Consider the following 26,631-nt stretch of genomic DNA (forward strand, 5'->3'; position numbering starts at 1 on the left):
CTCAGGTTCTGCAACCGCTCCCAGCCTTTCGGAGGCACTGCCCATGCCCTCAGTACGACGATCCTCAGGTCTCGCCGGCGCCGTCGCGCTCACCGTCCTCGGCGCCACCCTGGTCGCGTCCACGCCGGCCACCGCGGCCGATCCGCCGTACGAGCGGATCTTGAACGGGACCTTCGACACCGGGCAGGAGCCCTGGTGGACCTCGAACACGTCGGCCGCGGTCGCCGACGGGAAGCTGTGCGCAGAGATCCCGGCCGGGACGACCAATCCGTGGGACGTGATGATCGGCCAGGACGGTGTACCGCTGGAGGAGGGGCAGCCGTACACGGTGAAGTTCGACGCGTCGGCCAGCAAGCCGATCTCGTTCAAAGCCGTCCTGCAGCAGCAGGGACCGCCGTACGGGACGGTGGTCGGCGAGAGCGTCACCGCCGGCACGTCGATGCAGAGCTTCAGCTTCACCAGGACTTCGCCGGTGACTGACACACACGGCCAGATGTCGTTCCAGGCCGGTGGCGCGACCGAGGCGTACACGTTGTGTCTGGACAACATCTCGGTCACCGGCGGGATCGTGCCACCTGGTGGGGTACGGGACTTCGGCTCACCGGTGCGGGTCAACCAGCTCGGCTACCTGCCCGGCGGTCCGCACCGAGCGACGTACGTGACGGATCAGACCGCTCCCCTGGTCTGGAAGCTCGTTGATTCCGGCAACAAGACCGTTGCCACTGGCAAGACGACGCCGTACGGGCCGGACGCATTGTCGGGTGACAGCGTGCAGCTGATCGACTTCGGCAGCTACAAGCGTTCCGGCACCGGCTTCACGCTGGTCGTCGGCGAGCACGTCAGCGAGCCGTTCGACATCGCGAAGAACCTGTACTCCGCCCTGCGACAGGACTCGCTCGAGTACTTCTACAACAACCGCAGCGGGATCCCGATCGAAGCCAAGTACGTCGGCGACGCGTGGGCTCGCGCGGCCGGTCACGTCGGCGTCGCGCCGAACAAGGGTGACACCTCGGTCCCCTGCGTCCCCGGCAGCTGCGACTACAGCCTCGACGTCCGCGGCGGTTGGTACGACGCCGGCGATCACGGCAAGTACGTCGTCAACGGCGCACTCGCGGCATGGCAGCTGCTCGACCTGTACGAGGAGTCGGACCGCAGCGTCGGTCTGAAGATCCCGGAGAACACCAACCGGGTGCCGGACGTGCTGGACGAGGCGAAGTGGCAGATCGACTTCCTGCTGCGGATGCAGGTCCCGGCTGGTCAGCCGCTGGCCGGCATGGTGCACCACAAGATCCACGACGAGGCCTGGACCGGTCTCCCGCTCGCCCCAGCCGCAGACCCGCAGCAGCGCTACCTCTATCCGCCGTCGACCGCCGCGACCCTCAACGTTGCTGCCATCGGCGCCCGCTGTGCCCGCGTCTACGCCCGCTGGGATCGTGCACTGGCCGCGCGCTGTCTGTCCGCTGCACAGACGGCCTGGAAGGCCGCTGAGCAGCACCCGGAGGTCTACGCGCCGACCGGCGGCGTCGGCGGTGGAGCGTACGAGGACGTGAAGGTCACCGACGAGTTCTCGTGGGCCGCGGCCGAGCTGTTCGCCACCACCGGCAAGGCGTCGTACAAGCGGCATATCACCACTGGGCTGAAGGCGGCTGACGGGTTCTCCTGGCAGGAGACCGGCGGACTCGCGGATCTCGCGCTCGCCCGGGTCGCGTGGCGACTGCCGATCGTCGAGCGCATCAAGCTGATCCGCCGGATCTCAGCCGTTGCCGACAGCTACCTCGCCGACCTGCGGTCGCAGGGCTACGCCAATCCGTACAAGCCGGCGGACGGCCAATACGTCTGGGGCTCGAACTCCGGTACGGCGAACAACGCGATGATTCTCGCGATCGCCGCCGACCTGACCGGGCGGGCGTCGTACCGGTCGGCAGCGTTGGAGTCGCTGGACTACCTGCTCGGGCGGAACGCGATCAACCAGTCCTACGTGACCGGCTACGGCGAGCGGGCCAGCCACAACCAGCACCACCGGTTCTGGGCGCACTCGCTGGACCCGGCGTACCCGTCGCCGTACCCGGGATCGCTGGCCGGCGGACCGAACTCGGGGCTGCAGGATCCTGTTGCCCAGCGCAACCTTGTCGGCTGCGCACCGGCGAAGTGCTACCTGGACGAGATCGGTTCGTACTCGACCAACGAGGTCGCGGTGAACTGGAACTCAGCGCTGGCCTGGCTGACGACGTACGCGGACGAGAACTGACGCCTAGGGACAGTGTGCTTTAAGGGAAGCGGGACGCCATCGCGATGCACGCACCGGCCGCGGCCAGCGTGAACAGCATGGCGATCCCGGCGAACCGGGAGGTGACTTCCTTGTCCACCTCGTCGTAGCCGACCGAGGAGCCGATGTCTTTGTAGACGTCCTCCAACTCGCCTGCCGACTCCGCGGTGTAGGCCTTGCCGTCGCTGATCTCGGCGACACTGCGGAGCTCGGCGCGGTCCGGTGGGACGCGCTGCCGGATCCCGTCCATCTCGATGAAGCCGGAGTCGGTGCCGAAGCAGATCGTGTAGACCGGCGTCTTCTTGGCCTTGGCGGCCTGGGCGCCTTCCTGCGCGGTCCGGCCGACCGTCCGCTTGCCGTCCGAGAGCAGCACGATCCGCGCCGGGGCCGGGTCGTTCGGGTGGTCAGGGTCCGGCGGGACCTGGGTGAGCGCCTGCAGCGAGGTGAAGATGCCCTCACCGGTCGCGGTCGACTCGGCCAGGTCCAGTCCGTCGATCGACCGCAGCACGGTCGCCCGGTCGGTGGTCGGCGGCACGATGATCGAGGCCGACCCGGCGAAGTTGACCAGTGCGACGTTGAACTTGGTCGGCAGCTGGTTGACGAAGTTCTTCGCCGACTTCTTCGCCGCCTCGAGCCGGTTCGGGTCGATGTCGGTGGCCATCATCGACAGCGAGACGTCGATCGCGACCACGATCGTGGCCCGCTCGCGCGGCACCTTGACCTTGTCCTTGGGCTGCGCGAACGCCACGATGCAGGAGATGCAGGCCAGCAACGCGAAGGTGACCGCGAGGTGCCGGCGCCACTGCGGGCGGCGCGGCGCGACCCGGTCGAGCAGCGCGATGTTGGTGAACCGCAGCGCGTACTGCGCGCGCCGGTGCTGCAGATACAGATAGGCCCCGACGACCACCGGAATGATCAGCAGGAACCACAGCCGGCCGGGAGACAGGAACTCCATCAGCGAGCCACTCCCTTCGGCGGTTGGTGCAAACGCGGCGCCATCCGCCGGTAGGCGAGCACGAACCGCACGGTGTCGGCGACCCAGTCCCGGTCGGTCCGCAGGACCAGATGTCCCGCACCTACCCTACGCAGGGCGATCCGGGTTCGTTCCCGCTGTGCCAGTGCGGCCGTTGCGAACGCTTCGCGGACCTTGCGCCGGCGGGTGTCGATCTCGCGGACCTGGCCGGTCTCCGGGTCGCCGATCATGACGACGCCGATGTTGGGTAGTTCGAGTTCGCGCGGGTCGACGATCTCCACGGCGAGCACTTGGTGCTGGGCGGTCAGCTTGCGCATCGCCCGCTCCCAGGACGGCTCGAGCCGGCTGTCGATCTCGCCGTCCTCGGGGGTGAGGAAGTCCGACACGATCACTCGCAGACCGCGCTTGCGCTGCGTCCGGGCCATCGATTCAAGGGCTGCAGACAGATCACTGCGCTGCGCAGTCTGCTCGGCGGTGAACTGCTCGGCCAGCAGCGCGCGCAGCAGTCCGTACAGGGCGAGGCGTCCGGAGCGTGCCGGCCAGCGCCGCAACGAAGAGTCGCGCAGCATCAGGCCGCCGAAGCGGTCGCCTAGCCGGTGAGTCAGGAAGCCGACCGTGGCCACCGCTGCGACTGCGAGCTCCCGCTTCTCCAGCGTCGACGTCCCGAAGTTCATCGAGCCGGACAGGTCGACCATCGCCCAGGTCTCCAGCTCACGGTCCGCGATCAGGTCGCGCACGTGCGGCATCGTCGTCCGCGCGGTCACCGCCCAGTCCATCCGGCGTACGTCGTCGCCGACCTGGTACGCCCGCGCTTCGGCCAGCTCGGTGCCGGGCCCCGGCAACAGGCCCATGTGCTCACCGTGCAGATACCCCTCGAGGCGCCGTACGACGGTCAACTCCAGCCGCCGCAACGCCCGCTCGGGTGCGAGCTGCGAGATCGTCATCGCAGCCCGCGGGTCGGGACGGTTGGCCACTACACAAACTCCGGGCGACCCTGGCCGTCGGAGCCGTCGCGCCAGACGGGCTGCGGCGGCGGGACGGTGGCCAGGATGCGCTCGACCACGGCGCGCGGGTCGATGTTGTCGGCGACCGCGTCGAAGGTGAGGCCGAGGCGGTGACCCATCACGTCGAGGGCGACGGTCTGGATGTCGCTCGGCAGCAGGTAGTCGCGACCGTGGATCAGCGCGAGCGCGCGGCCGGCCGAGACCAGGCCGAGCGTCGCCCGCGGGCTGACGCCGAGCTCGATGATCGGCTCCAGGTCGGGCAGGTGGAAGTCGGTCGGCGTCCGGGTCGCCATCACCAGGCGGACGGCGTACTCCGCGACGAGGTTGTGCACGAAGACCTGCTCGGCGCTGCGCTGCAGCTCCATGATCGTGTCCGGCTGCAGCACCGGCCGCGGCTCCGGCGGGTCGACGCTCATCCGGCGGAGGATCTCGAACTCCTCGTGGCCGCGCGGGTGCGGCACGTCGATCTTGACCAGGAACCGGTCCCGCTGCGCCTCCGGCAGCGGGTAGACGCCCTCGGACTCGATCGGGTTCTGGGTGGCGATCACGATGAACGGCTTCGGCATCGGGAAGGTCTGGCCGCCGATCGAGACCTGCCGCTCGGCCATCAGCTCGAGCATCGCCGACTGCACCTTGGCCGGGGCCCGGTTCACCTCGTCGGCCAGGACGAAGTTCACGAAGGTCGGGCCGAGCTCGATGTCGAACGCCTCGCGGGTCTGCCGGTAGATCCGGGTACCGACGATGTCGGAGGGGACCAGGTCGGGCGTGAACTGGATCCGGGCGAAGGTCCCGCCGACCACACTCGCGAAGGTCCGCACGGCGAGCGTCTTGGCGACGCCCGGCACACCCTCGAGCAGGCAGTGACCCTTGGCCAGCAGCGAGACCATCAGCGTCTCGACCATGTGCTCCTGACCGACGATCACCCGCTTGATCTCGCTGAGCGCCTCGCCGATCAGCCGGGACTGCTGCGCCACGGATGCAGCCGGCACAGTGGTTTCGGTCATGCCTGTCCTTCCGGGGTCCATACCGCGGACCTTGTCACTCCCCGATGCGTTCGACACCGGCCATTCCATCAGATCCACGGGTCCGCCGCTCCACGGCCCACCGTGCCCATCCTCCCCGGCGACGCAAATCCCGGGGAGTTGCGGCAGTGCTACCAGGGATGTGGTGGGATTGGGGGGATGACCGCGACCGAATCGACCACGGAGGTGCCACCGGCCGAGCCGCCGGTGCAGGCGCCTCCGTCGCCGATTCCTGCCGCCCTTCCGCTGCAGCCGGAGGACCCGCCGCGGGTCGGCGAGTTCTGGTTGCGCGGCCGGCTCGGCGCGAACGCGGCCGGCTATCTCTACACGGCCAGTGACGAGCACGGGCGGCACGCCGTGGTCGCGATCATGACCGAGGGTTCGGCCGACGACGCCGCCGCGCGAGACCGGTTCGTGCACGCCGTCGACTCGCTGCCGGAGGACGTCGTACTGGCGCACAACGACGAGGACGACGACGACCTCGCGCTCTGGGCCGCGTTCGGGCCGATCCGCGAGGACGACGGGTCCAGTGCCGCGGCGGACGAGCGGCTGCTGGCCGAGCGCCGCGGCGAGGACGTGCTCTCCGCCGTACTGATGGACAGGATTCCGCAGCAGGGGCGGCGCCGCGGCCCCGACTTCCGGCACTACTGGGAGGGCCGTCGCCGGCCTGGTCTGTTCCGGATCTGGCCGCTGCCATGGCCGACCGCCCTGAAGCCGGCCTCCTGGGCAGCGATCTGGTACGCGCTGGCCACGATGCTGCTGATCATGGCGCTGGCGCTGCTGACGGCCTGGCTGCTGTTCAAGGACTCGCCGCCGCTCAACCCGCCGCCGGTGATTCCGACGCCGTCCCGGACCGTCACCACGACTATCACGCCGACGACCCCGCCGCCGGGGTCCACCGGACCTCCCAGCACGCCGGTCACGCCGGACCCGTCCGGCAGTCTCCCGACCGGCACGCCGGAGACGACCGCGCCCAGTCCAACCAACCCGGGCGACAAGTTCTAGACCTGTTGTGGCTCGCGGTCTGTCCGCAGGGTGATGAGGCCGATCAGGCTGATCACGGCCCAGCTGCCTTCGAGCAGCAGGAAGCCCCAGGAGTCTTGCTGAAGCGCGATCACGGCCAGCAGGCCGGAACCGAGGAAGTTCAGCAGCTGGTAGGTGAGGGTGCGCTGGCGCAACCAGCCGGCCTGGGCAGCGGCGAACGCGACCAGGATGACCAACGCGCCGATGATCTCGAAAACGTCGACAGCATGCATCGGAGAAGCCCCTCCAAGGGGCAGGCGTCGTCTTGTCACCGACCGGGTACGACGCCACTCGTCCGGGGCCCGCGGTGCGCAGGACCTCCGTTCAGGCTAGCAAACGCAGCAGCTCGGGATCCCGCCACAACATCGCCGGCACCGGCTGCCGGACCAGCGCCGCATCGGCTCTGATCTCCGCCGGACTCGCGGCCGAGATCAGTACCGAGGTGACAGCCGCGTGCCGGGCGGGGAACGCGAGCGCGGCCTGCGGCAGCGAAACGCCGTACCGCTCGCAGACGGCCGAGATCCGCCGGGCCTGCACGCTGTCGGAGTGCAGAACCTCGGGTGACAGCACGCCGGAGATGATCACCGAAACTCCGCGCGCGAGGCAACGATCCAGCAGCGGCCGCGCGCTCTGGTCGAGCAGCGAGAACCGCCCGGCCAGCAGGACGCAGTCGAGCTCGTGATCGCGGACGAGACGATCAAGCACTTGCCAGTCGGTCGAAACGGCGCCGATCGCCTTGATCAGCCCGTCGCGCCGCAGCCCGTCGAGAGCCGGCTCGAACGCGTCCTCGACCAGGACCAGGTCGACAGCGAGACCCAGCCGCTCCATGCTGCCCCGCACCGACTCCTCCGCGTCCGCGCCGACCACCTTCGTGGAGAGCAGGAACTCACCGCGTGGGCGGCGGCTGAGCGCCGTACCGAGTCTGGTCTCGGAGTCGCCGTACGCCGGGGAGGAGTCGAAGAAGCGGATCCCTGCCTGGTACGCCGCGTCGACGGTCGCGACGGCCGTGGATTCGCCGTCGGGTTCGCCCAGACGCGAGCCGCTGAGGCCGAAGCGCGGCGGGCGGAACTTGCTGACGGACTGAGGTGCGAGCACGGGGCTTGGCGCGGCCATCGCACCCACCTCCTCTGGCTGTCTATGTGCTTACCAGGATCGGTGGTGTGCGATGTGCTCGCATCTCGGGTCCGAGTGTCAGCGGCCGGAGTCGTACAGGGCCTTGACCTCCTGATCGGTCAGGGCGCGGTCGTAGAGGTGCACCTGGTCGATCGTGCCGTCGAGGAAGTCGACCTGGTTGCCGCCGAACTTCGCCCGGCCGATCACGGTGTTACCGGTCGAGGTCGAGTCCAGGCTGCAGGCCGATTTCGCGCCGGCCAGTTGGCCGTCGACGTACAGCCTGAGCTCTCCCTTGACCGCGTCCCGGACGCCCGTGACGTGGTACCACTGATCGGGGTTGGGCTTGGTCGGCGCGAGCGCCCGGACGCCCGGGAAACTCATCGCGAACCGCTGGTCGGCGCCGGAGTACTGCAGGAAGAACGCACTGTCGCGATCGCCGTCCTGGCTGACGAAGGTCTGGAAACCGTCCACCTTGTTCAGCTTCACCCACGCGCTGGCGGTGTAGTTGCCGCTGGTGTCGAGCAGCGCGGCACCGGTGTCGACGTACTGGTTGGATCCGTTCAGGGCAACGGCTTGGCCGTTCTTGCCGGGAGCGAAGATCGCGCCGTTCTGCAAGGTCGCGTCATTGGTGCCGACGGCATCTTCGCCGCTGCCGTCGAGCGGATAGAAGTGGATGCCGTCTGCACCCGGTGTGCCGGGACCGGGGTTCGGCCCGCCGGTTCCGGTTCCGTCGGCGCCCGCGATGATCTGCTGGTTGATCGTGCGCACCTGGGCGAAGTCCATCTTCGGGACCTGCCGGTCATAGGTGAAGAAGCCGTTCAGCTCACCCTCGACATCGGTGATCTGGGTGTAGACCGAACCGCTGATCCCACACTGGTTGGCCGACTTCAGGACGTCGCGCTGGTTCTCGACGTACCGCCTGGTCAGCGTGGCCTTGTCCGGCGTCATCTCGTAGGCGAAGCCGTCGCCGAACCACATGTGGTCGGGCGTCTTCAGGCCGAAGCCGCCGTGTTCGCCGTCGACCGACGCGCGCTCGCCGGCGGGCGACGGCGTACCGGGGCCGAGGTAGGCGTGATGGTCGAGCAGGTCACCGCGGCCGGAGTCGCCCTTGGAGTTGCAGCAGTTCACGCCGCTGTGCGCGTTGACGAGCCGGGACGGGTCCTGAGCCTTGACCGAGTCGGCGATCCGGCCGGTCTCGTCGCGGTCCCACTCCCCCCAGCCTTCGTTGAACGGCACCCACACCGTGATCGAGGTGAAGCTCTTGTGCTCCTCGACCATCTCGTGCAGCTCGGACTTGAACTGCGCGCGCCACGGCTCCGGGATCGCCGAGGTCTTGGTGGCCGGCATGTCCTGCCAGACCATCAGACCGAGCTTGTCGGCCCAGTAGTACCAGCGGTCGGGCTCGACCTTGATGTGCTTGCGGACGGTGTTGAAGCCGAGCTTCCTGTGCTGCACGAGATCGAAGGCGAGGGCCTCGTCGGTCGGTGCGGTGTTCAGGCCGTCCGGCCAGAAACCCTGGTCCAGCGTGGACAGGTTGAACAGGACCTTGCCGTTCAGACCCATCCGAAGCTTGCCGTCGGCCCCTTTCACCAGACCGACCGACCGCATCCCGGCGTACGAGCCGACCTGGTCGACGGTCTTGCCGCGATCGATCAGGCGCACCGTGAGGTCGTACAGGAACGGTTTGTCAGGCGTCCAGGTCTTCGGGTTCGGGATCGGCACGCGCAGCTCGGTGTCGGCTTTTCCGCGGACCTTGCTGACCTGCCGACGACCGTCGTACGCCGTTACTTCGACGTCGAGACCGGCCGGGCCGGTTGTGTCCGCGGTGACCTTGAGCGCTTGGCCGGGCAGATCTGGGGTGAGCTGGAGTCGCTCGATGGACGCGGTGTTCACCGGCTCCATCCAGACCGTGCGCCAGATCCCGGAGCTGCCTTGGTAGAAGATCCCGCGATCGCCGACCTCGCGCTGCTTCCCGATCGGCTGGAAGGTCTCGTCGGTCAGGTCCTCGGCCCAGACGATCAGCTCCTGTGGGCCGCTGCTGTGCAGGTAGTTCGTGACGTCGACGTCGAAACCGTCGTACCCGCCGCGGTGGGTGGAGGCCAGGCGGCCGTTGACCCAGACCTTGGCGTCGTAGTCGACCGCACCGAAGTGCAGGACGAGGCGCTGGCTCTTCCATTGCTGCGGGACGGTGAAGGTCCGGCGATACCACATCCGGTCCTCGTGCCGCTGGATGCCGGAGAGCGCGGACTCGATCGGGTAGGGCACCAGGACCTTCTCGCCGAGCGCGCGGCCGATCGGGGGCTGCTCCCCCGGCGCCGCGGCGGCGAACTCCCACAGCCCATTGAGGTTGCGCCACTCTGGGCGGGTCAGTTGGGGACGCGGGTACTCCGGGAGTGCGTTGGACGGCGAGACGTCATCGGTCCACGGTGTGCTGAGCGGCGGGGTCCCGCGATGCCATTCGGCCGGGGCGGCTTGCGCCGTCGGCACGAGGGTGGTCGCGGCCGCAAGAGCGGCCGCGACGGCAAGCTTGAACATCGGAGCTCCTTTCAGGGCGGGGAAAGGCGCTCCAATGGAAACGTTTCTAACGTGAGAACGCAAGACCTCGATCAGAATCAAACATTGACGCACACCGGCGTCGGCGTACTGAACGAGCTCTTCTGAGTCAGGTTCCCAGACGCGAGGTCGACCGCGAACGTGACGATGTTGCCGGAGTTCTGGTTGGAGACGAACATCAGCCCGCCGGTCGGGTCGATGATGCAGTGCCGCGGCCAGACGCCGCCCGCGCTGGGCGTCGCCTTGAGCGTGAGCGCGTCCCCGCTCGCCGAGGTCGCGAAGACGGCGATGCTGTTGTGACCGCGGTTGGTGAGGTAGACGTATCGACCGTCCGGGGACACGATCACTTCGCCCGGGTAGTTCGTCGGCGAGCCGGCCGGGACCGTGCTCTGGCTGCTCAGTGCGGTGAGCTTGCCGTCCGCATAGCTGCAGACGGTGATCGTGCTGTTCAGCTCGTTCGCCACGTAGGCGAACTTGCCCGACGGATGGAACGCGAGATGCCGCGGACCGGCGCCGGCCGCCAGAGTCAGCTGCTGCTTGAGCGTGAGCTTGCCGCTCGCCAGCGTGTAGGTGTAGATCGAGTCGGTACCGAGGTCGACGGCCAGGATGTAGTTGCCGGCCGCCACGATCTGGTGCGCGTGCGGCTGATCGCCGACATGCTTGACGAGGTCGGTCTGGCTTCCGATCCCGCCGTCGGCCCGGAGCCTGTGCACCGAGACATCGCCGGACCCGTAGTTGGCGCTCAACAGGTAGCCGTTGGCAACCGCCAGATGGCAAGGTCCGGAGCCCTCGTTGGGTTGACGATTCAGTAGCCGGAGCTTGCCGGGGGCATCGATCGCGATCGCGCTGACCGCTCCGGTCTCCTGCTCGTTGACGGCGTAGAGGACGTTGCCGGAGCGGACGATGAAGGACGGGTCTGCGACACCCTTCAGTACGCCGGTCGACGTGACCTTGCCGGCAGTGTCGTACGACGCGATGCCGACACCGTCGCCGTACTTGCCGTGGTAGAGGTACTTCGTCGCCCTCACGGCCTGAGCACTGAGCGGAGCGGCGGCGACGGCGGCAGCGGTGAGGCCGAGGAATCCTCGGCGCGTCGTGGTCATGAGGCCACCGGAACGGTCAAGCTCGCCGGGTCGCCCGCGGGTGAGCTGAAGGTGACCGAGCTGCCGACGGAGCTCCGGCCGAGGTAGCGCGGGTCGACGGTGTCGACGACGAGAGTGAGGTGGTGACCGGCCGGGACCTCCCAGCTGGTCGCCTCCAGTTGCAGATCGAGCTGGACGGCTTTGCCAGGGGTTGCCCCTCGCAGTGTGAGCGGTTTGTGCGAGATCAAGGATCCGACTCCTAGCGCGTTGACGTCATAGAGGTACGCGAAGAGTGAAGTGTCCTGCACGGAGGGTGTTGCTGTGAAGTGCAGTCTCGGGGATCCGTTGACGACCGTGGGGCTGGAGTAGACCTCTCCGGACCAGACACCGGCGAAGGATCGATCGATCAACGGTGTCGCGACGCCGGTCGGGATCGACAGCAGTCCCTGCAGAGCGCCGGAGACCAGGGCGATCCCGCTGTCGGCGACGGTCGGCACGCCCGCGGCGATTCCGCGCTCCCAGCCGGTCGTTGGTCTGGTCTGAAGATTTCCCTTGCCCAGGTACGTCGTCCGCGGCTGACCGACCGCGGCCCAACTACTGTAGCCGCGCCAGGTGTTGCGCTGAGACTTGAGCTGGACCGGCGACTCGGCGTCGGCGCCGTTGTTCACGCCGGTGAGGTAGTGGCGCGTCCAGGCGATCAGCTCGTCCCAGGTCTCGTTCGGCAGGCCGATCGCACCGGGGACCTCGGGGATCGCGTGGTCGCCGTGGGCGAACTGGAGCCGCTTCGGAACGGTCAGTGCGGTGAAGAAGTCGGTGTACTGGGTCGGCGGGAAGATCGAGTCCTCGAAGGCGTTCGCCAGGAACACGGCCGGGCGGTTGGCGTTGATCTTGCCGACGACCGTCTGGGCGGAGCGTACGGGGGCTAGCGCTTTCGCGTCGGCGACAGCGTCGTCGTACCGGCCGGTGAGGAACTTGGTCTGCAGCAACTGCATCTCGGGTCCGGGGTGGCCGGTGATATTGCCGAGGGCAAGCAGTCCGGCGACGGCCTGGAGGGAGACGGTTTCGTTCGGGTTGATCGAGCGGAGCAGGTCGGCCCAGCCGCTGAGCGCGCCGACCACCTTGATCCGGGGGTCCTCCGCGGCCGCGAGGAGCGACGTACCGGCGCCGTACGAGATGCCGATCGCGGCGACCTTGCTGGTGTCGGCAGGTGTGTTGAGGGCGGCCCAGTCGATCACCTTGGAGACGTCCGCGACGGTGGGCGGGCCGGCGATGTCGATGCCGCCGCCGGTGTCCCAGAAACCGCGGCTGGAGTACGAGATGACCTGGAAGCCGGAGGTGGCGAGCTTGGCGCCCTGGCCGACGTACTCGAGGTTGGGGACGCCCCAGCTCGACGGCATCACGATCAGCGGGAACGGACCGCTGCCCTGGCCGGTCGGGGTGAGGACGACGGCGCCGATCTGGATGCCGCCGGCGCCGGGGATGCGTTGGTACGCCGTACTGAAGCCGGGTGGGGCTGCGTCGGCGCGCGGCCCGAGGGCGATGACGGTCAGGGCTGCGGCAACGACGGCGGCGAGGAGCTTGCGCACGGGCGGACCTCCGGCTTCGGAAATTACCCGAAGGTAACCACAAAGTTGCCGCTGTGTCACTAACTCCGCACGCTGAGTGCCGGATCGACGCCGGTGGCCTCGACCGACCAGGCCCACAATTGCTCGGCCAGCGTGGGGTCCTGAGCCAGCTGGGTGGCTTGGACGACCTTCGGCGCGCCGCGGAGCTCGAACAAGCTCGGGCCGACGTAGGTGCCCGAACGCAGGTCGGGCGCGGTGGCGGCGTACAGGGTCGGCTGGGCACCGGCGGCCGCGGACTGGGCGAACAGGTTGAGACCGCCCCAGACCTTGGCCATGAGTTTGGCGCCGGCCAGCTCGGGACCGGCCGCCTGCAGATGGGTCGAGGCATAGCCCGGATGCGCGCCGACACTGAGCACCGCGGGTACGCGTCGGCCTAGCTCGAACATGAAGAGCAGGTTGGCCAGCTTGGACTTGCTGTACTGCGGCCACTTCGCATAGCCGCTCTCTGCTTTGAGATCCGCCTTGGTGATTCCGCGCGCGGATTTGTGCATGAACGAGCTCACCGTGACGACACGTCCGCCTTGCAACAGCGGCATCAGGCGGCCGGTCAGCGCGAAGTGGCCAAGGTGATTGGTGCCCACCTGCAGCTCGAACCCATCGACGGTCTGCCGGTACGGCGTCGCCATCACACCGGCGTTGTTGACCAGGATGTCGAGGGTGTCGTACGTGTTCGTGACGTGGGTTGCCGCCGCCTCGACGCTCGACAGGTCGGCCAGGTCCAGCTCGACGCTGACCGGCTCACGACCCGTTGCCTGCTTGAGGTCTTGGACTGTTTGGGCCGTCTTCTGCGGGTTACGGGCCGCGACCAGCACCTCAGCGCCGTACTGGAGCAGCGCCTTCGCCGTCTCGTAGCCGAGTCCACTGGTGGCGCCGGTGACCAGCGCCCGTCGTCCGGTCAGGTCAGTCATGGGGCCACCGTAGCGGGGCCCCATGACCAGCCTGCACTTGCTACAGGATCTTGCGGGCCTTGAAGGCGTCGGTGACCTTCTGAGCGTCAGCCTTGCCGTAGAGCAGGCGGGCGGCCTGCACCGTGACCCGGGCGGCGTCGGCGAACGACGTGTCCGGGGCGTAGAAGAACGTGCCCTCGAGGATCAGCTTGTTGGCCTTCTCGCGGCCGAGCGCGTTGTGGATGTCCCAGAGCGCGTTCGACCAGATCTCGCCGTCGTCGTGCACCTCGCCGACGATGTCGTCGGTGGTCTTGCCGGTGTCGGTACGACGCAGGCAGTGCGGCTCGGTGGACGTGTACGACGTCGCGTCCCAGTCCATCACGCAGGGCAGGTTGAACCCCTTGCTGACCGGGATCGACATCGTGACGGCCCAGTAGTCACCGAAGCCCTCACCGATCGACCCGGCCTCGAGCGACTCACCGAAACCAGGTACGACGTCGTCCTGGATCGCGTGACCGTACTCGTGCCAGATCACCTCGGCGTCCTCGGCGTCGTCGACCCCGCCCTCGCCCATCGTGATCACGTCGACCGACGGGTCGTAGAACGAGTTGTCCCCGGAGAACGTGTTGATCGAGAAGTCCTGGGACTCGTTGTTGACCTCGGTGAAGCCGAGCTTGTGGATGTACTCCTGGGTCTGATTGACCTGGTAGTACGCCATCACCTGCTCGAACTTGTCGTTCTGGCGCTGGTACACGAACGTGTTGGTCTTGCTCTGCGCCAGCCCGCCCTTGGCCTCCGCAATGTTCACGTAGCTGCCGTTGAGCTTGCCCGAACCGTCCAGGTTGCGCAGGATCACGTTCTTCTGCGCCAGGAACAGTTCGTCGCTGTTCTTGTCGTTGTTGTCGGTGAGCTTCTCGTTCTGCTCGCTGACCACCGGGTTCGGGTCGAAGACCGAACCGTGCCCGTTGACGTTGTCGCTCAGCACCTTCGACTCGACGACCGAACCGCTGTCCGCGTCGACCAGGCTCCGCGTCGACCCCTCGCTGGACCGGCTGGTGACCGCCCAAACCAGGCGGGCGTTCGGTCCACCGATCACGGCCAGCTGCGCCGTGCTCTTGCCGGCGGCCGGAACCTTCTCGGCCTCCTTGTCCGCCCCCGCGATCCGGGCGCGCGCGGCCTTGGCGCTGATCGCCTCGGCGGCCTTCGTGTTCGCGGTCGCGGCCGGCAGCTTCGCCGAGACGTCCAGGTTCGCCGGGATGGCGTCCCGCCCGTCCGCGATCTGCACACCGGACTTCGACTCGTGCTTCGCGTAGTACCCGTTGATCACCGGCAGCCCCTTGAAGGTCTGCTGGTACCAGTAGTGCTTGCCGAGCAAAGACGTCTTGGTCTTCACGAGCTTCAGGCTGCCCAGGGTCGTGGCTTCCGGCGCTGCCCCCGCGGCGCTGGTGACACTAAGACCGAGCGAGATGGTGGCCAGTCCGGCGGTGACGGCCACGATCGCCTTACGGCGGTTCGACATACATTCCCTCCCACAGTCGGCGATTCGTTCAGGTTGCGTCCAGGTTGCGTGACGCAACCACTACGATCCGTCGAGACACTAGTTGCCTTCGGTACCCGCTGGGAAGCAGAACTTCCCGGCAAGTCGGGGCGGCAAGGGAAAACCTGTCGGCTCGGGTCCGGCTTTCTGGCGGATGAACCGCCGGCCGGGAGAAGATCGGCCATGTCGAAGTTGAGCCTGCAGGCCCAGAACCGCGCCACCCTCGAGCGCCAATGGCTGCTCGAACGCCACGACGCCACCGCCCTCGAAGCGATCGAGCACCTCGTCGGCATGCAGGCCCAGATCCCGCTCGCGCCGTACGTCGGCCTCTGGTCCCGCCTCACCGCCTTCCAGCCCGCCGACCTGGCCGACCTCCTCGAAGGCCGCACCGCCGTCCGCGGCTCGATGATGCGCGCCACCATCCACCTGATGTCGAGCCGCGACTTCCTCGCCTTCCGCCCGCTCATCCAGCCCCGCCTGGACCGCGAGGTCTACCAGAACATGACCTACGGCCGGCACCGCCTCGAGGGTCTCGACATGCCCGCCGTACTCCAGGCCGGCACCGACCGCATCACCGCGGGCCCGGCCACCGCCGTACAGCTGCGGGAGCACCTCGCCCCCCTCTGGCCCGACCGCGACCCCGCCGCGCTCGCGCACGCCGTACGGTGCCTGCTGCCCACCATCCAGACCCCGCCCCGCGGCATCTGGGGCAAAGGCGGCAACCCCGCCATGTCCCTCCCCCACCTCTGGCTCAACGCCGACCCTTCCCCCACCCCCGACCCCGAATCCCTGGTCCTCCGCTACCTAGCCGCCTACGGTCCCGCCTCGGTCCTGGACGCCCAGTCCTGGTCCGGCCTGACCCACCTAGCCGAAATCTTCGACCGCATAGACCTCCGCACCTACACCGACGCCGACTCCGGCCGCACCCTCTACGACCTCCCCACCCTCACCCTCCCCTCCCCCGACCTCACTCCCCCCATCCGCTTCCTCCCCGAATTCGACAACCTCTACCTCTCCCACGCCGACCGCTCCCGCTGGTCCTCCCCCCGCCCCCTCCAATCCCTCTACACCCAAGGCACCCTCCTCCACAACGGCCACCCCACCGCCACCTACCGAATCCCCAAACCCACCAAATCCCAAGCCACCCTGGAAATCACCCCCCTCGCCCCTCTCCCCAAGAAAACCCAGTCCCAGATAGAACCCGAAGCCCGTGCGCTCCTCGCCTTCGCCCACCCAGGCGCCGCCCACGAAGTCCGCTTCCTGACCCCATAACGCAAACAGCCCGGCCAGAGGCCGAGCTGTTTCGAAGACACCGGGCGGTCCTTCAGCGATACGGAGTGCCGCCGGGGCGACCTCAACTGGTCGATGTCAGCGTCTCCAAGGCTCGGACCCGCTCAGCCGGTGAAGGTGCACTGGACATGAATTGGGAACGGCGATTGGTGTCTCGACCGAGCATCTGCTGATGCTGGACCTGCCAGCCGTACAACACCTGAATGAGGGTCGCTCCGTACCCCATGGCCGCTGCACGTCGATCGGCCTGCAGCACCTCCCGGCGGCTGAGCCAGGCGAGGATCGGTGGCGCGACAAGTGGAGTAAGGAAGAGGAACGGCAGCACCAAACTGTCATCGAACGTCAGTACAGCGACGAGCACTCCGGCGTAGCCGACCACGACGAACCCGATCACCGCACACCCGACGGCCGGAACGGATTTCATCAGCCTGCCGAGTGCTCGGACACCGATCAAAGCACACCGAGCCGGAATCGAATACCAAAAGCTCAGCAGACTGATCCAGTCTCGGCCACCAAGGTGATGTCCGAGCTCATGCGCAAGCACGGCCTCGAGATGTGACGGTGGAAGGTTGTACAGCGACCATCTGGTGACTCCGACAGTGTGGCCGGGCGTAGGAACCGCATTCGGATCGTCGGCTTCCTGAATCCAGAGCTGATAACGCTTCTCCGGTACGCCGGCCCGGCCGACGACCTGCTGCCAGATCGGACGTAGTCGCTGCTCCTCGACCAAGGTGGGCAGCCTCAGACGAAACAAGTACCGCGCGAGGAACTCCTCCACCGGTCGTACGAACACCACCAGCCCCGAGACCAGCCAGGCGACGACGATGATCCAGCCCCAGCCGAATCCGAGCAGTCCGACGATCCACGAAACGACGGCGAAGCTCCAGAAGAACCAAGGCACTGCCGAGAGGAGCAATGTCGCAGTCGAGACTTCGACTCGAGGTGCGCGACTTCCGGGAGATGATCCGGGTGAGCTCGGCAACTCCGGTCGGTTCGGAGGCGGAGGCACAGCCCTCTGTCCTTCATAGCCCCCTTGATAGGCCGACTCTTCATCGCCCCAGGCATTGTTCCGGTAGTTCGGGTCGCCGGGGCCGCTCATCGGTCGTTCCTCCTCGAGTCTGTCGCTTGACCAGGACCTACCACATGGACACGTGTACGTGGTCGAAGTGGCCGCCGGTCGTGTCAGTGGGGACGTAGACGCCACCGCCGTTGTAGGGGATCCACGTGCCTCGGCGCGCAGACCAGATCTTGCCGTACCAGATCACGTAGTGCACACCGGTTTGGCCGGCTGTCTTGACGGCCCAGTTGGCGATCTCGTCGCCGCGAGCGCGTGCCGGGGAGGAGCGTCTGGCGTCGGCACCGACCATGACGTCGCAGGCCTTGCCGCGAGGGTGGTCGCTGGTCGGGTTCCAGACGTGTGCGTCCCAGCAACTCATGCTGAGGGTGCCTAGGTTCTTCCGGGCTTCCTCGACCCATGCCGCTGTTCGCGGGGTCAGCAGTCCCCCGGTGCCTGTTGGGTCGGTGACGGACTGCGCCTGCTCCGGCCAGACGCCGTTCACCGGCTGGCCGCTCTCCAGGCCTCCGCCGCTGTCACAGGTGTCCTCGTCCGGTGTGCCATCGCCCACGGAGGCACCCGGGGGTAGGCCAGACCGACCCGCGTACGGATTACCTCGCCTTGCGAGATCAATGCCCGCAGCCGCGGCGATCTTGCGCGCTTCGCGCTCGCGGGTGGCGTAACGATCAGGGAACGCCGACACCTGCACACGCTGGGCCGCATCCCCGAGCGCCATCGACGGCCATCCGTTGATGTCCACCAGACCAGGCGGATCTGGCGCAGCGTCGCCCCCGAAGAAGGCGTTGATCGCATAGATCGGCGGATTTTCCGTGATCTTGATAGCGTCACCCCAACCCGCGTCAGGCCGCTGCTGGAACAGCCCTACGGAGTCGGCGTCGCCGTAGTCCAGATTCTGAAGATTGGACTCCACTAGGGCGGTCATCAGCGCGATCAACGTCGCCCTGCCCGGCAGGCCCCGTTCTACGGCGACCTGGTCGATCAGCTTGGCGAACTCGATCTGAGTCTGGCGAAGTTCTCCTGATTGGTACGGCATCCCTGGCTGCCCGGGAACACCAGGGAGACAGGCTGCCTGTGATTTGTTGGCCCCGCCGAACGGGGCGAGCATCAAGAGGCTCGCGAGCCCCAGCACAGCCAATCCGGCAGCGGCCTTCGCGACCATGCCTCTGCTCGCGACAGCCATGAAGCCACGTCCGAGATCACGCTCGTCGAACATCACGCCCCCTTGCTGTCATGGCCCGGTGCCGCCGGAGACGTCGCTGACAAGCCACTGATTATTCTGAGGGGTCAGCGTGATCAGCAAAGGGACGTCGAAACGCTGAGCGTTCTTACCCGTCACATCGATTGTGACCTTGACGAACCGCGTGATTCGCTCCGGCGTGTCGACGGGTGCCTCCGCGTTCGCCGGAGGTGCGCTTACGGGGGCGGCGATGACCGTCGACTTGCCGCCGTCGCGCTTCAAGGCGTCGTAGGTCGGGTCACCGGCAGAACCGAAGCTCGACGCGACATCCGGGGTCGTGTACTGCGCACATCTCGCGACCAACGCCGCGTAGGTCTCCGTCCCTGGATCCCTGGTGTAGAACGCCTTGGCCCAGGCAGCAACAACCTGGTCCGCCGATGCGACGGCTCCACCCGACGGACGCTGCGTCTGCGGGGGCGGAACCGTGAGCTGCGTCGTGGTGGTCGATGCAGTCGGCTGGCTGGAGCTGGCCGGAGCTGTCGGCAGCACAACCGATTGGCCCGGCGTCAAGAGGCTGATCGGCGCACCATCGTCAGAGTTCTTCCCGCCGAACAACCGCGGCAAGCCGCCACCTAGTCCGAGGATGACAATCGCAACGATGACGACCAGCGCGACGATGACAGCCGGGCTCGTGGGCTCAGCCTGCCGCTGATCGCGTAGCCAGGCCATGCGTTGTGCGTGGTCGTCGCGTCGCCAGTTTCGCTTCGCGCGCCGCCGGTCCCGACCATGGAGGTCGTCAAGCTCATCTGGATAGTCGTAATCGGCACTCAGGAACGAACGCCAGTCGTCCGGGGCATCCGGACGACGGCGACCTGGTTCTGGGGCCGCTCCCGCGGCGGGCGGGTTGGCGTCATCGGCTCGGTGACGCGAGCGACTACCCGCGCCTTCCCGGCGATCTTGTGGAGCTCGTGATTTTCTGGCCATCGGGGATCACCTGCGCGACGGCACGTGCAGAGTCACGCCGTCCTTGGTCACAGCCGAGTACTCGCGGAATCGACGCTGCGGCGATGAACCAGAGGTACGCCGGGATCGCTGCGCCTTGGGAGGGCCTTCGCGAAGACTCGCGGATTGACTGTGAGTTCGCGGTTCGAACCTGTTCTCGTTGGCAGGAGCAGCCACGGGGCGCGAGTGTCGCGCCTTCTGCTCGGCCGAGGCTCGCCCACCTGACGCCGGCGCTGCTCCGCCGGCTGCGACGCCTGCTGCGGTGACAGTAATCGTCCTTCGGCCTTCCGTCTTGGATTGGCCACGCGAGCGGGACAGATTCGCCGCTGACGTACCGCGGGAAGGCGCGGCGTTGCCAGCCAACGTTGCGCCCGGGCCGGTCTGTCCGCCTGGCCCAGTTCCGCCGGCCGATGTGGCATCCGCTCGTCGCCGCTCGGCACCGGCTGTCAGCTCGTAAGGCGAGCTACCGGCAGCACCGCCTCGGCCGACGGCGCCGGCCACCGGTGCCTGCCGATAGACCCTGACCGACGAGACACGTTGCGGCTCCGCGTCGCCGGCACCGAGACGTCCGCCGCGCCGTTCGGTCAACGCAGGAGCTGCGCTCCTGCTACCCAGAGAACCAGCCAACCGCCTGAACGCGCCCATCGCTCCGCGCCTGGCTAGACCGCCTAGCAGGATACTGCCGGATCCAGGACGCATCATCGACGTGAGATTGTCCAGCAAGCGCCGCAATCGGAACCCGGCGATCAGAACTGCGATCGCAAGTCCGGAGACGGGCAGCCAGCCCAGTGCACCGGTCAGGCTGAAGACCGCCGTAACCAGCGTCAGAGCGGTCCCGAAGACCAGCATGGCAAGGAACGACTGGATCACGAGCCCGATCAGAGCCTCGAACCAGTTGAGACCCCACTGCCGTGGTCTTCCGGGAATGATCCACAGACACGCGAAAAAGACGCCGACAACCAACAACAGCAAGCAGCCGACGAACGCCATCAGGGCCGTGAACGCGAGAGAGACATTGAGAAAGGCGAACAGCGTTGCCGCAATCGCGGCAAGCATCACGACCGAGATTCTGCCGAAAGCGTTGTCGCCCTTAACCCACTTGACCGTGGGAGCATCATTGCCTCCTTCCGCCGGTGCAATGACCGAATCGATGTACTTCGATCGGGCCTCGGCGTCGGTGCCGGCGTCGAGCATTCCCTTGCCGTACCGACCACAGGCGTCCAGAGAGCCGAACTCCGCGATGCACCACGGCGTGACGGCGAATCCGCGCCAGGTGGCATCAGCGGATTTCCTCAGCATCGTGTCCTTCGCCGTACCGGTGAAGCCAGGTTCCGGCCAAGGTAGTGGGCTCTGCATCGTGGGGCCCATTGCGTCGGCCGAAGCGGTCATGATGGTCTCCGCACCCAATTGGCGGGCGCCATCGATACCGCGGAGCCAGGTCGCGGGCGCCACCGCGAAACTGACCGCGAGTACACCTGCCACAAAGATCCAGACCATCTGTCCCATGGCGCTACCGCTCGACCGCCGCTGCATGTATGCCGCAACCGCGCCGAACGCGAGCGCCGACGGTAGCAACCAGCCGATCAACTGGTTGCTTGAGGCACCGATCGTGGCCGAGGTCGCTTCCGTCAGCGGCTTCACGTCGGTGAACGAGAACAACCACCAACCAACCGAGATCGCGCCGCGAGTGATGGCGATGATGTACATCATCACCAGATGCGCGTAACCGTTGAACACCGACTCGATGGGATCGCGAATGCTCTTCTCGAAGTCGAGCCCGTAGACCATCGGGCTGTACTGCTCGAAGATCGTCCGGGTGTCACCATGCGTCAGGTCCGGCGTCGGGAGCAGGTCACCGAATCCGGTCGGATTCGTAGGTCCCTGGTTAGGGTCGGCCGCGAGCGCGAGCTGAGCCGTCACCACGAACGAGACGCACAGAACGGTCACCGCCGTACGAAGACGGCGAGCCCATCTCATGCGACGTGCTCCTTGTTGCCCTTGGGGGGCTCGGTGTCGGCGTACGCGGGGGACATGGCTTCGTTGTAGTCGGGGTGGTCGGCTTCTTGGTCGTAGACGTCGTCGGGGCCTATGGGGGCCTCGTGGCGGGTGGTGGGGTGGTGGCCGCTGGGGGTGGGGGGTGGGGGCGGGGTGGCTAGGGAGGCGGTGGTGGGGGCGGGGTCGGTGGGGGGTGGGTCTTGGGTGGTGTGGGCTTCGGATTGGGCGGTGGCGGTGGCGGCTGGTTGGGGGAGGTCTTGGGGGTCTTCGTCGTCGGCGAAGGGGTCGGCGGGGGCGGCCGGGGGGAGGACGGGTTGGGCGGGGGTGTTGGCGTGTTCGGATTCGGGGGTGGTGCGGAGGAGGGCGGCTACGCGCTGGCTGGGGATGTCGATCTGGACGGTGGCTACTTCGTCCCAGCGGTCGCGCATGATGCAGTGGCCGTGGCGGATGGACTTGCCGTTGGCTGCGGTGTTGATGCCGCGGACGAGCGTTTGGTACGGCGCTGTCTGCGGGCGGCCCAACAACTCCAGCAGGGAGTCGACCTGTTCGCGGGAGCGGAGGCTGAAGGCGAACAGGGTGGTGATCTGCTCGACGAGGCCGGGGAGTTTGAGGATCGAGGCGGGGTCCTGGGTGTCGAGGACCAGGGAGGCGCCGAGGGCGCGGCCGACGCGGGCGATGTAGTCGAGGAAGGAGGCGCCGTCGGGGGTCTTCGTCAGGAGGTGGACCTCGGGGACGATGACGACCTTGGAGCGGCCGCGGAACTCGCGGCGGCCGGTGGTGCGGACCATCCAGGCGAGGCAGCCGCGGAGGCAGGCCATGCCGACGCGTTCGATCGGGGACCAGGACTCGGGGGCCGACTCGGGGGACGGCAGGGTGAGGCCGGGCATCTGGACGACCCAGAGGCCGGGGTTCGTGGTCAGGGAGGACAGGCCGGAGGGTGGGCCGGCGACGACGGAACCGAGGCCGGTCTCGACGAGGTCGCGGAGGGCGAAGCCGACCGTGCGGATGGTTTCGGAATCGGAGTTGCAGAGGCGCTGGATGACGCCCCACGACGAGGGGTCGGGTGACTGGATCTCGGCGCGGGTGGCGGCCATGACCGGGGCTTCGGCGGCGCCACGGAGGTGTGGCGGGAGCAGGAGCATCAGCTGCGACGGCGCCTGCAGGAGCGCGTCGTCGACCGGGAGGACGCGGAGCAGGTCCGCGGCACCGGAGAACTGGGCGGTGATCTCGATGACAGCAGTCGGTACGCCGTACTCCGCGGCGACGGCCGATACGCCGGCCGCGTCACCCTTCAAGTCGAGCAAGGGGACCCAAGCCCCGGCGAACGCGGAGTCGAGACCACCGAGCATGGCTGCGGTCGTCTTGCCTCGACCGGAGCGGCCGAGGAACAGGGTCGTGGTCGCGTCGCCGAGGGCCGAACCGGCTGCGGCGTCGAAGCGCACGAGGCCTGGCGTGGATCCGGTCAGGTAGCCGATCGCCGGACCGGTCGCGTCACCGATCGACGCGCCGCCCCAGAACCACGAGCCGAAGAAGGCGGTCGACTCGCGAACGTGGCCGAGGTCGGGCACGCGGAGCTGGTCGCCGGGGAGCGACTCGAGCCAGAGGTCGCGCTGCTCGTCGGCACCGGGGGCGACGGTGATGCCGCGGTCGGCGTAGTGCGCGATGACGGCGTCGACGTACGCCTCGAGGTCCTCGCGGGTATCCGCGCTGACCAGAAGGCGTGGGTGGTCCTCGACCAGGGTGAGGCCGCTGCGGTTGATGTCGCGCTTGACCTCACGCATCACCCGCTCGGTCTCGACGATCTCGTCGGCGGTCTCCTCCGCGGTGCCCTTGGCGGCCGAACGGCGCTGCTCCTTGGCACTCTTGCGGGTTTCGTCGACGAGGTGCCGGGCCGTCTTCTTGGTGAGGACGCGGAACCGGACCGAGGCTTCGACGGTCACGTCGATCTCGTCGCCGTCGTCGTCGATCGCCTTGATCTCCGACAGCGTCCGCAGCCACTCCCCCGGGCCCGGGGTCTCCAGCTCTTCGGGGAAGTCGGTCATCGCCAGAACAGTCGTGTACGCCGCGATCTGGCCGCGCGTGTCGTAGATCCGGAGGTGATCGGTGTACGGCACGACGCGACCGGAGGTGAGCCGGGCCAGCGAAGCGCCCGTGATCAGGCCGCGGCGGGGCGCGGCCACGGCGCCGCGGTGCATCTCGCGGCTGATCAGCCAGGAGATGACCTCGGCCGGGGCGGTGTGCGCACGCCACACGGTCGAGCCGAGTTGCCGGCCGAGTTTGCGGACTCGCTCGTCCAGGTGCGCGAGCTCGCGCGCGCTGACGCGCCAGGACGTCGTACCGAGGGCGTCGCTGATCGAGCCGCGGACCTGCGCGGTCGCGCGCGGGTCGCGGTCGCTGAGGTGGACGCCGAGCGCGACGTACCGCTCCGGCATCCGCATCTCGTCGATCCGGTCGGCCCGGGTCTGCGCCCAGGCCTCGTGGTCGCCGAGCCGGTAGTGGCCGGCTACGGAGTCGATGTAGTCCTGGCCGGTGGAGCGGCCCCAGACCACCTTCAGGTGGCTGAGCCGGTCACCGAGGATCGTCGCGGCGGCGCTCACGGCGGCGTCCAGAGCGGCGTCCTGCTCGGCCTCGGTGGCCAGGTCGGTGTTCGCCACCGAGATCAGGAACCACGCCTCGGCGCTGCGCTCGGTGACGAGCAGACCGTCGGCAATGGCCACCAGCCGGGGCGGCGGCAGGCCGCGTTCGCGGCCGACCCCGACCAGGTTCAGGAGCTTGTCAGCGATCTTCATTCGTGCACCTTCCCTGACGAATTCCTGCGACTGACCCGCTGCACGTGGTCCGCCCCGAGCAGGCGGGCGCGCTGGTTCACGGTGATGTCCGCGCCGGCGCGGACCATCGGATCCAGCTCCACCACGACCTCGCGTTCCCATTCCGGCGTGACCCGGGCCTTCGCCAGGTTCGCCACCTTCTGGGTCGCGACGCGCTCACGCCATGGCAGGTACTCCGTCTTGTCGGCGGCCCGGGCGCCGAGTCCGATGATCGGGCGGTGTGCGCGCAGCGCGTAGCGGACGGCGAGCGCCCACTCGGTGACGCGGCGGCGGCGTTCGTGGAACTTGCCGGGTCGCCAGCCGAACGCCGTGATCACGAACGGCGGGACGACGTACAGGCTGACGGTGCCCTTCTGGGGCACCCCGATGAACGGGAACAGCAGCGCGATCCAGGCCAGGATGATCACCGCACCGAAGATGATCATCCGGCGCCGCGCGCCTTCGCCGAGGTCGATCCCGAGCAGGTCGTACTGCCGGGTCTCGATCTCGAAGTGGTGGGTCAGGGTACGGCCGACGCGCATCAATTACCCCCGGAGAGCAATCCCCAGAAGCCCTTCAGCACATTGATGGTCTGATTGTTGGCGTAGATCAGCCCACCGACCAGGACCCCGGCGGCGATGTGGCCGAACAGCTCGCCCCACTCGCGCTTGAAGTAGTGCCCGATCGCGCGCAGGACCAGGATGGCGATGAAGATGTTGCCCGCGATGACGAGGACCCAGTCCTTGAAATCCGCGCCGGTCGGGACATTGGCGTTCGCCAGTGGCGCGACGAGCTGAACCACGCTCGCAGCCAGTTCGTGCGTCGTCATTGCGGTGTCTCCCTTGGTGCCTCGGTCGTCCGACGGCGGGTTGCTGTGGTCATCCGACGGCGGCCACTTGCCATCGTTGTGCTCCGTCCGTGGCGACAGTACGCCGTAACGTGAGCGTGTACGTCTGGTCCAGCGTGGTGTCTCCCACGCCCTTCCAGGTGACGGCGGCGGTGGCCCGTCGCTCGTCGTCGTTGCCGGTGAAGATCTGCCAGTCCTTCAGTTCACCGAACTTCACCGCGCCGTTCAGGCTGCGGATGCTGGAACCCGGCGAGGCGACCGCCGAAACCTTGTCGTCGGACTCGGCGTACGCACTGAAGAACGCCACGGCGTCCTTCCGCGTTGCGGCGGTCAGGTCGTCGTCCGGTACGCCGGCCTCCGGCATGTTGTCCGGCAGTGCCGCACGGCTGTCCGGTACGAACGTCGGCGGGCCACTGGCCACCACCCGGGACGCGGTCCGCGCGACCGGTACCGACACCCGCTGCCAGACGAACTGGCCAGGGGTGAGCACGCGGCCCTTGAGGTAGTACTGCTGGACACGCACCCGTACGTCGACCTTCGCGACCACGCCACCGGGATCGACCGTGACCTCACCCGGATAGGCGGTGACAGCCACCTGCTTGCCGCGCCCGTTCCATCCCGCGCGGCTGTCCAGGCCGGCTGCCAGGTCGAGCCCGACCTGGGCCGGACGGGCGTCGGGGTTCTGCTCGTCCCAGGTCAGGTACGCCATCGCGTACCGCGTCCCGATCGCGCGGGCCTCGTCGACCGGATAGCTGTTCTGACTGCCGACCACCGTCTCCGGCGTCCGGTTTGGGGCGATCCACGACCGGATGCCGCTGATCGCGGCGAGCAACAGAACCGCGACCACCAGGCCGCGGAAGAAGCGACGTGCCCACGTCGAGAAGGAGGACTCCGGCTCGGTCGCCCACGGCGTCTGCCCGGGCTCCAGCGGCTCGCGGACCGGACCAGGCGCCGCGTGGGCACCGTGTGGTGACCGCTGCCGCAGCCGCTCCGGAGAACGCTGGGCGGGAGCCGACCGCGGATCGGCAGGAATCGGCTGACCGGGCTGCGGATGACCCTGGACCGGCTGGCCGGGCTGCTCAGGCGGACGGCCGCCAGGACGACGGGGTGGAGCCATCACGCCACCAGGCGGAGGCGTCTGAGGTGCAGCCCACTGCGCGGCTACGCCCTGTGCCTGGCGAGGGGTGGGTGACACCGGACCATCCGGGTGGGCCCACCACTCGGGTGCGGTGTTCTGCGGCCGTCCGCGGCCGGCCTTCTTCGGCCGCCGCTGGTCGGACCAGTGTTCACCTTTTGGCGGCAGATTCAGCACCGTTCGCCACCAACTCATCGCTACCCGCCCCTCAGACAGCA

Annotated in this window: 21 protein-coding genes and 1 riboswitch; of the genes, 3 read left to right on the forward strand and 18 right to left on the reverse strand. The window is 68.0% G+C overall.

All coding sequences use genetic code 11. The features are described from left to right. The first annotated feature begins 43 nt into the window (after nucleotides 1–43). Nucleotides 44–2,248, forward strand: a complete 2,205-nt coding sequence (locus ABZS29_RS24535; protein WP_355464889.1) for a glycoside hydrolase family 9 protein — start codon at nucleotides 44–46, stop codon at nucleotides 2,246–2,248. 19 nt (nucleotides 2,249–2,267) lie between these two features. On the opposite strand, the gene ABZS29_RS24540 is transcribed toward ABZS29_RS24535, so the two are convergent. From ABZS29_RS24540 to ABZS29_RS24550, 3 genes are read right to left on the reverse strand one after another with little or no spacing between them, the layout of a single operon-like run. Then, on the reverse strand, nucleotides 2,268–3,221 hold the full coding sequence (locus ABZS29_RS24540; protein WP_355464891.1) for a VWA domain-containing protein: 954 nt from the start codon (nucleotides 3,219–3,221) through the stop codon (nucleotides 2,268–2,270). Continuing rightward, nucleotides 3,221–4,183: a DUF58 domain-containing protein gene (locus ABZS29_RS24545; protein WP_355465574.1), complete on the reverse strand. Its 963-nt coding sequence runs from the start codon at nucleotides 4,181–4,183 to the stop codon at nucleotides 3,221–3,223. The genes ABZS29_RS24540 and ABZS29_RS24545 overlap by 1 nt, the downstream gene beginning before the upstream one ends. A 29-nt stretch (nucleotides 4,184–4,212) precedes the next feature. Further along, nucleotides 4,213–5,247, reverse strand: coding sequence for a MoxR family ATPase (locus ABZS29_RS24550; protein ID WP_355464893.1), 1,035 nt, complete (start codon nucleotides 5,245–5,247; stop codon nucleotides 4,213–4,215). A 177-nt stretch (nucleotides 5,248–5,424) separates the two neighbouring features. On the opposite strand from ABZS29_RS24550, the gene ABZS29_RS24555 reads away from it, so the two are divergent. Then, entirely contained in the window at nucleotides 5,425–6,270 is an 846-nt protein-coding gene (locus ABZS29_RS24555) for a hypothetical protein (RefSeq protein WP_355464895.1), read from the forward strand. Here the strand turns inward: ABZS29_RS24555 and ABZS29_RS24560 are convergent. The 7 genes from ABZS29_RS24560 to ABZS29_RS24590 form a co-directional block, all read right to left on the reverse strand. Further along, complete coding sequence (locus ABZS29_RS24560; protein ID WP_355464897.1) at nucleotides 6,267–6,521, reverse strand: hypothetical protein; 255 nt, start codon at nucleotides 6,519–6,521, stop codon at nucleotides 6,267–6,269. The two genes, ABZS29_RS24555 and ABZS29_RS24560, sit on opposite strands and share 4 nt — an antisense overlap. 21 nt (nucleotides 6,522–6,542) lie before the next feature. Next, nucleotides 6,543–6,609: riboswitch (guanidine-III (ykkC-III) riboswitch) on the reverse strand. A gap of 3 nt (nucleotides 6,610–6,612) precedes the next feature. Further along, complete coding sequence (locus tag ABZS29_RS24565; RefSeq protein ID WP_355464898.1) at nucleotides 6,613–7,401, reverse strand: aldo/keto reductase; 789 nt, start codon at nucleotides 7,399–7,401, stop codon at nucleotides 6,613–6,615. 78 nt (nucleotides 7,402–7,479) lie between these two features. Continuing rightward, the gene (locus ABZS29_RS24570; protein WP_355464900.1) at nucleotides 7,480–9,936 is read right to left on the reverse strand and encodes a LamG-like jellyroll fold domain-containing protein; all 2,457 of its coding nucleotides are present in this window, start codon (nucleotides 9,934–9,936) and stop codon (nucleotides 7,480–7,482) included. Nucleotides 9,937–10,013: 77 nt separating this feature from the next. Further along, nucleotides 10,014–11,057 carry a lactonase family protein gene (locus ABZS29_RS24575; RefSeq protein ID WP_355464902.1) on the reverse strand — a complete coding sequence of 348 codons (1,044 nt, stop codon included), beginning with the start codon at nucleotides 11,055–11,057 and terminating at the stop codon, nucleotides 10,014–10,016. After that, complete coding sequence (locus ABZS29_RS24580) at nucleotides 11,054–12,622, reverse strand: CocE/NonD family hydrolase (RefSeq protein ID WP_355464904.1); 1,569 nt, start codon at nucleotides 12,620–12,622, stop codon at nucleotides 11,054–11,056. Before ABZS29_RS24580 ends, ABZS29_RS24575 begins: the two co-directional genes overlap by 4 nt. Before the next feature lie 59 nt (nucleotides 12,623–12,681). Beyond that, complete coding sequence (locus ABZS29_RS24585) at nucleotides 12,682–13,569, reverse strand: oxidoreductase (RefSeq protein ID WP_355464906.1); 888 nt, start codon at nucleotides 13,567–13,569, stop codon at nucleotides 12,682–12,684. A 40-nt stretch (nucleotides 13,570–13,609) separates the two neighbouring features. Then, the gene (locus ABZS29_RS24590; protein WP_355464908.1) at nucleotides 13,610–15,067 is read right to left on the reverse strand and encodes a M4 family metallopeptidase; all 1,458 of its coding nucleotides are present in this window, start codon (nucleotides 15,065–15,067) and stop codon (nucleotides 13,610–13,612) included. Between the two features lie 201 nt (nucleotides 15,068–15,268). Between ABZS29_RS24590 and ABZS29_RS24595 the strand changes: the two genes are divergently transcribed. Then, nucleotides 15,269–16,357 (forward strand): winged helix DNA-binding domain-containing protein, encoded by a 1,089-nt coding sequence (locus tag ABZS29_RS24595; RefSeq protein WP_355464910.1) that lies wholly within the window; start codon nucleotides 15,269–15,271, stop codon nucleotides 16,355–16,357. 82 nt (nucleotides 16,358–16,439) lie between these two features. Here the strand turns inward: ABZS29_RS24595 and ABZS29_RS24600 are convergent, their stop codons facing one another. The 8 genes from ABZS29_RS24600 to ABZS29_RS24635 all read right to left on the reverse strand — a co-directional run bounded on the left by ABZS29_RS24600 (nucleotide 16,440) and on the right by ABZS29_RS24635 (nucleotide 26,395). Beyond that, entirely contained in the window at nucleotides 16,440–17,276 is an 837-nt protein-coding gene (locus ABZS29_RS24600; RefSeq protein ID WP_355464912.1) for a M48 family metalloprotease, read from the reverse strand. Between the two features lie 235 nt (nucleotides 17,277–17,511). Continuing rightward, nucleotides 17,512–18,663, reverse strand: coding sequence for a hypothetical protein (locus ABZS29_RS24605; protein WP_355464914.1), 1,152 nt, complete (start codon nucleotides 18,661–18,663; stop codon nucleotides 17,512–17,514). A gap of 15 nt (nucleotides 18,664–18,678) precedes the next feature. Then, nucleotides 18,679–19,356 carry a hypothetical protein gene (locus ABZS29_RS24610; RefSeq protein WP_355464916.1) on the reverse strand — a complete coding sequence of 226 codons (678 nt, stop codon included), beginning with the start codon at nucleotides 19,354–19,356 and terminating at the stop codon, nucleotides 18,679–18,681. A gap of 261 nt (nucleotides 19,357–19,617) precedes the next feature. Further along, nucleotides 19,618–21,552 carry a hypothetical protein gene (locus tag ABZS29_RS24615; RefSeq protein ID WP_355464918.1) on the reverse strand — a complete coding sequence of 645 codons (1,935 nt, stop codon included), beginning with the start codon at nucleotides 21,550–21,552 and terminating at the stop codon, nucleotides 19,618–19,620. Nucleotides 21,553–21,602: 50 nt separating this feature from the next. Then, on the reverse strand, nucleotides 21,603–24,413 hold the full coding sequence (locus tag ABZS29_RS24620) for an ATP-binding protein (protein ID WP_355464920.1): 2,811 nt from the start codon (nucleotides 24,411–24,413) through the stop codon (nucleotides 21,603–21,605). Further along, a complete protein-coding gene (locus ABZS29_RS24625) occupies nucleotides 24,410–24,973 on the reverse strand; it encodes a hypothetical protein (RefSeq protein WP_355464922.1) in 564 nt (187 codons plus the stop codon). Before ABZS29_RS24625 ends, ABZS29_RS24620 begins: the two co-directional genes overlap by 4 nt. Continuing rightward, nucleotides 24,973–25,260, reverse strand: a complete 288-nt coding sequence (locus ABZS29_RS24630) for a hypothetical protein (RefSeq protein WP_344153770.1) — start codon at nucleotides 25,258–25,260, stop codon at nucleotides 24,973–24,975. Before ABZS29_RS24630 ends, ABZS29_RS24625 begins: the two co-directional genes overlap by 1 nt. 49 nt (nucleotides 25,261–25,309) lie before the next feature. Further along, the gene (locus ABZS29_RS24635) at nucleotides 25,310–26,395 is read right to left on the reverse strand and encodes a conjugal transfer protein (protein WP_355464924.1); all 1,086 of its coding nucleotides are present in this window, start codon (nucleotides 26,393–26,395) and stop codon (nucleotides 25,310–25,312) included. Nucleotides 26,396–26,631: the final 236 nt, after the last annotated feature.

The sequence above is a fragment of the Kribbella sp. NPDC005582 genome, assembly GCF_040605415.1.
Classification (GTDB): Bacteria; Actinomycetota; Actinomycetes; order Propionibacteriales; family Kribbellaceae; genus Kribbella.

Bases quoted from the DNA above. Each gene is read 5' to 3' on its own strand.
- ABZS29_RS24535 (WP_355464889.1), top strand. From the start codon at position 44: ATGCCCTCAGTACGACGATCCTCAGGTCTCGCCGGCGCCGTCGCGCTC.
- ABZS29_RS24540 (WP_355464891.1), bottom strand. From the start codon at position 3,221: ATGGAGTTCCTGTCTCCCGGCCGGCTGTGGTTCCTGCTGATCATTCCG.
- ABZS29_RS24545 (WP_355465574.1), bottom strand. From the start codon at position 4,183: ATGACGATCTCGCAGCTCGCACCCGAGCGGGCGTTGCGGCGGCTGGAG.
- ABZS29_RS24550 (WP_355464893.1), bottom strand. From the start codon at position 5,247: ATGACCGAAACCACTGTGCCGGCTGCATCCGTGGCGCAGCAGTCCCGG.
- ABZS29_RS24555 (WP_355464895.1), top strand. From the start codon at position 5,425: ATGACCGCGACCGAATCGACCACGGAGGTGCCACCGGCCGAGCCGCCG.
- ABZS29_RS24560 (WP_355464897.1), bottom strand. From the start codon at position 6,521: ATGCATGCTGTCGACGTTTTCGAGATCATCGGCGCGTTGGTCATCCTG.
- ABZS29_RS24565 (WP_355464898.1), bottom strand. From the start codon at position 7,401: ATGGCCGCGCCAAGCCCCGTGCTCGCACCTCAGTCCGTCAGCAAGTTC.
- ABZS29_RS24570 (WP_355464900.1), bottom strand. From the start codon at position 9,936: ATGTTCAAGCTTGCCGTCGCGGCCGCTCTTGCGGCCGCGACCACCCTC.
- ABZS29_RS24575 (WP_355464902.1), bottom strand. From the start codon at position 11,057: ATGACCACGACGCGCCGAGGATTCCTCGGCCTCACCGCTGCCGCCGTC.
- ABZS29_RS24585 (WP_355464906.1), bottom strand. From the start codon at position 13,569: ATGACTGACCTGACCGGACGACGGGCGCTGGTCACCGGCGCCACCAGT.
- ABZS29_RS24590 (WP_355464908.1), bottom strand. From the start codon at position 15,067: ATGTCGAACCGCCGTAAGGCGATCGTGGCCGTCACCGCCGGACTGGCC.
- ABZS29_RS24595 (WP_355464910.1), top strand. From the start codon at position 15,269: ATGTCGAAGTTGAGCCTGCAGGCCCAGAACCGCGCCACCCTCGAGCGC.
- ABZS29_RS24605 (WP_355464914.1), bottom strand. From the start codon at position 18,663: ATGTTCGACGAGCGTGATCTCGGACGTGGCTTCATGGCTGTCGCGAGC.
- ABZS29_RS24610 (WP_355464916.1), bottom strand. From the start codon at position 19,356: ATGGCCTGGCTACGCGATCAGCGGCAGGCTGAGCCCACGAGCCCGGCT.
- ABZS29_RS24620 (WP_355464920.1), bottom strand. From the start codon at position 24,413: ATGAAGATCGCTGACAAGCTCCTGAACCTGGTCGGGGTCGGCCGCGAA.
- ABZS29_RS24625 (WP_355464922.1), bottom strand. From the start codon at position 24,973: ATGCGCGTCGGCCGTACCCTGACCCACCACTTCGAGATCGAGACCCGG.
- ABZS29_RS24630 (WP_344153770.1), bottom strand. From the start codon at position 25,260: ATGACGACGCACGAACTGGCTGCGAGCGTGGTTCAGCTCGTCGCGCCA.
- ABZS29_RS24635 (WP_355464924.1), bottom strand. From the start codon at position 26,395: ATGGCTCCACCCCGTCGTCCTGGCGGCCGTCCGCCTGAGCAGCCCGGC.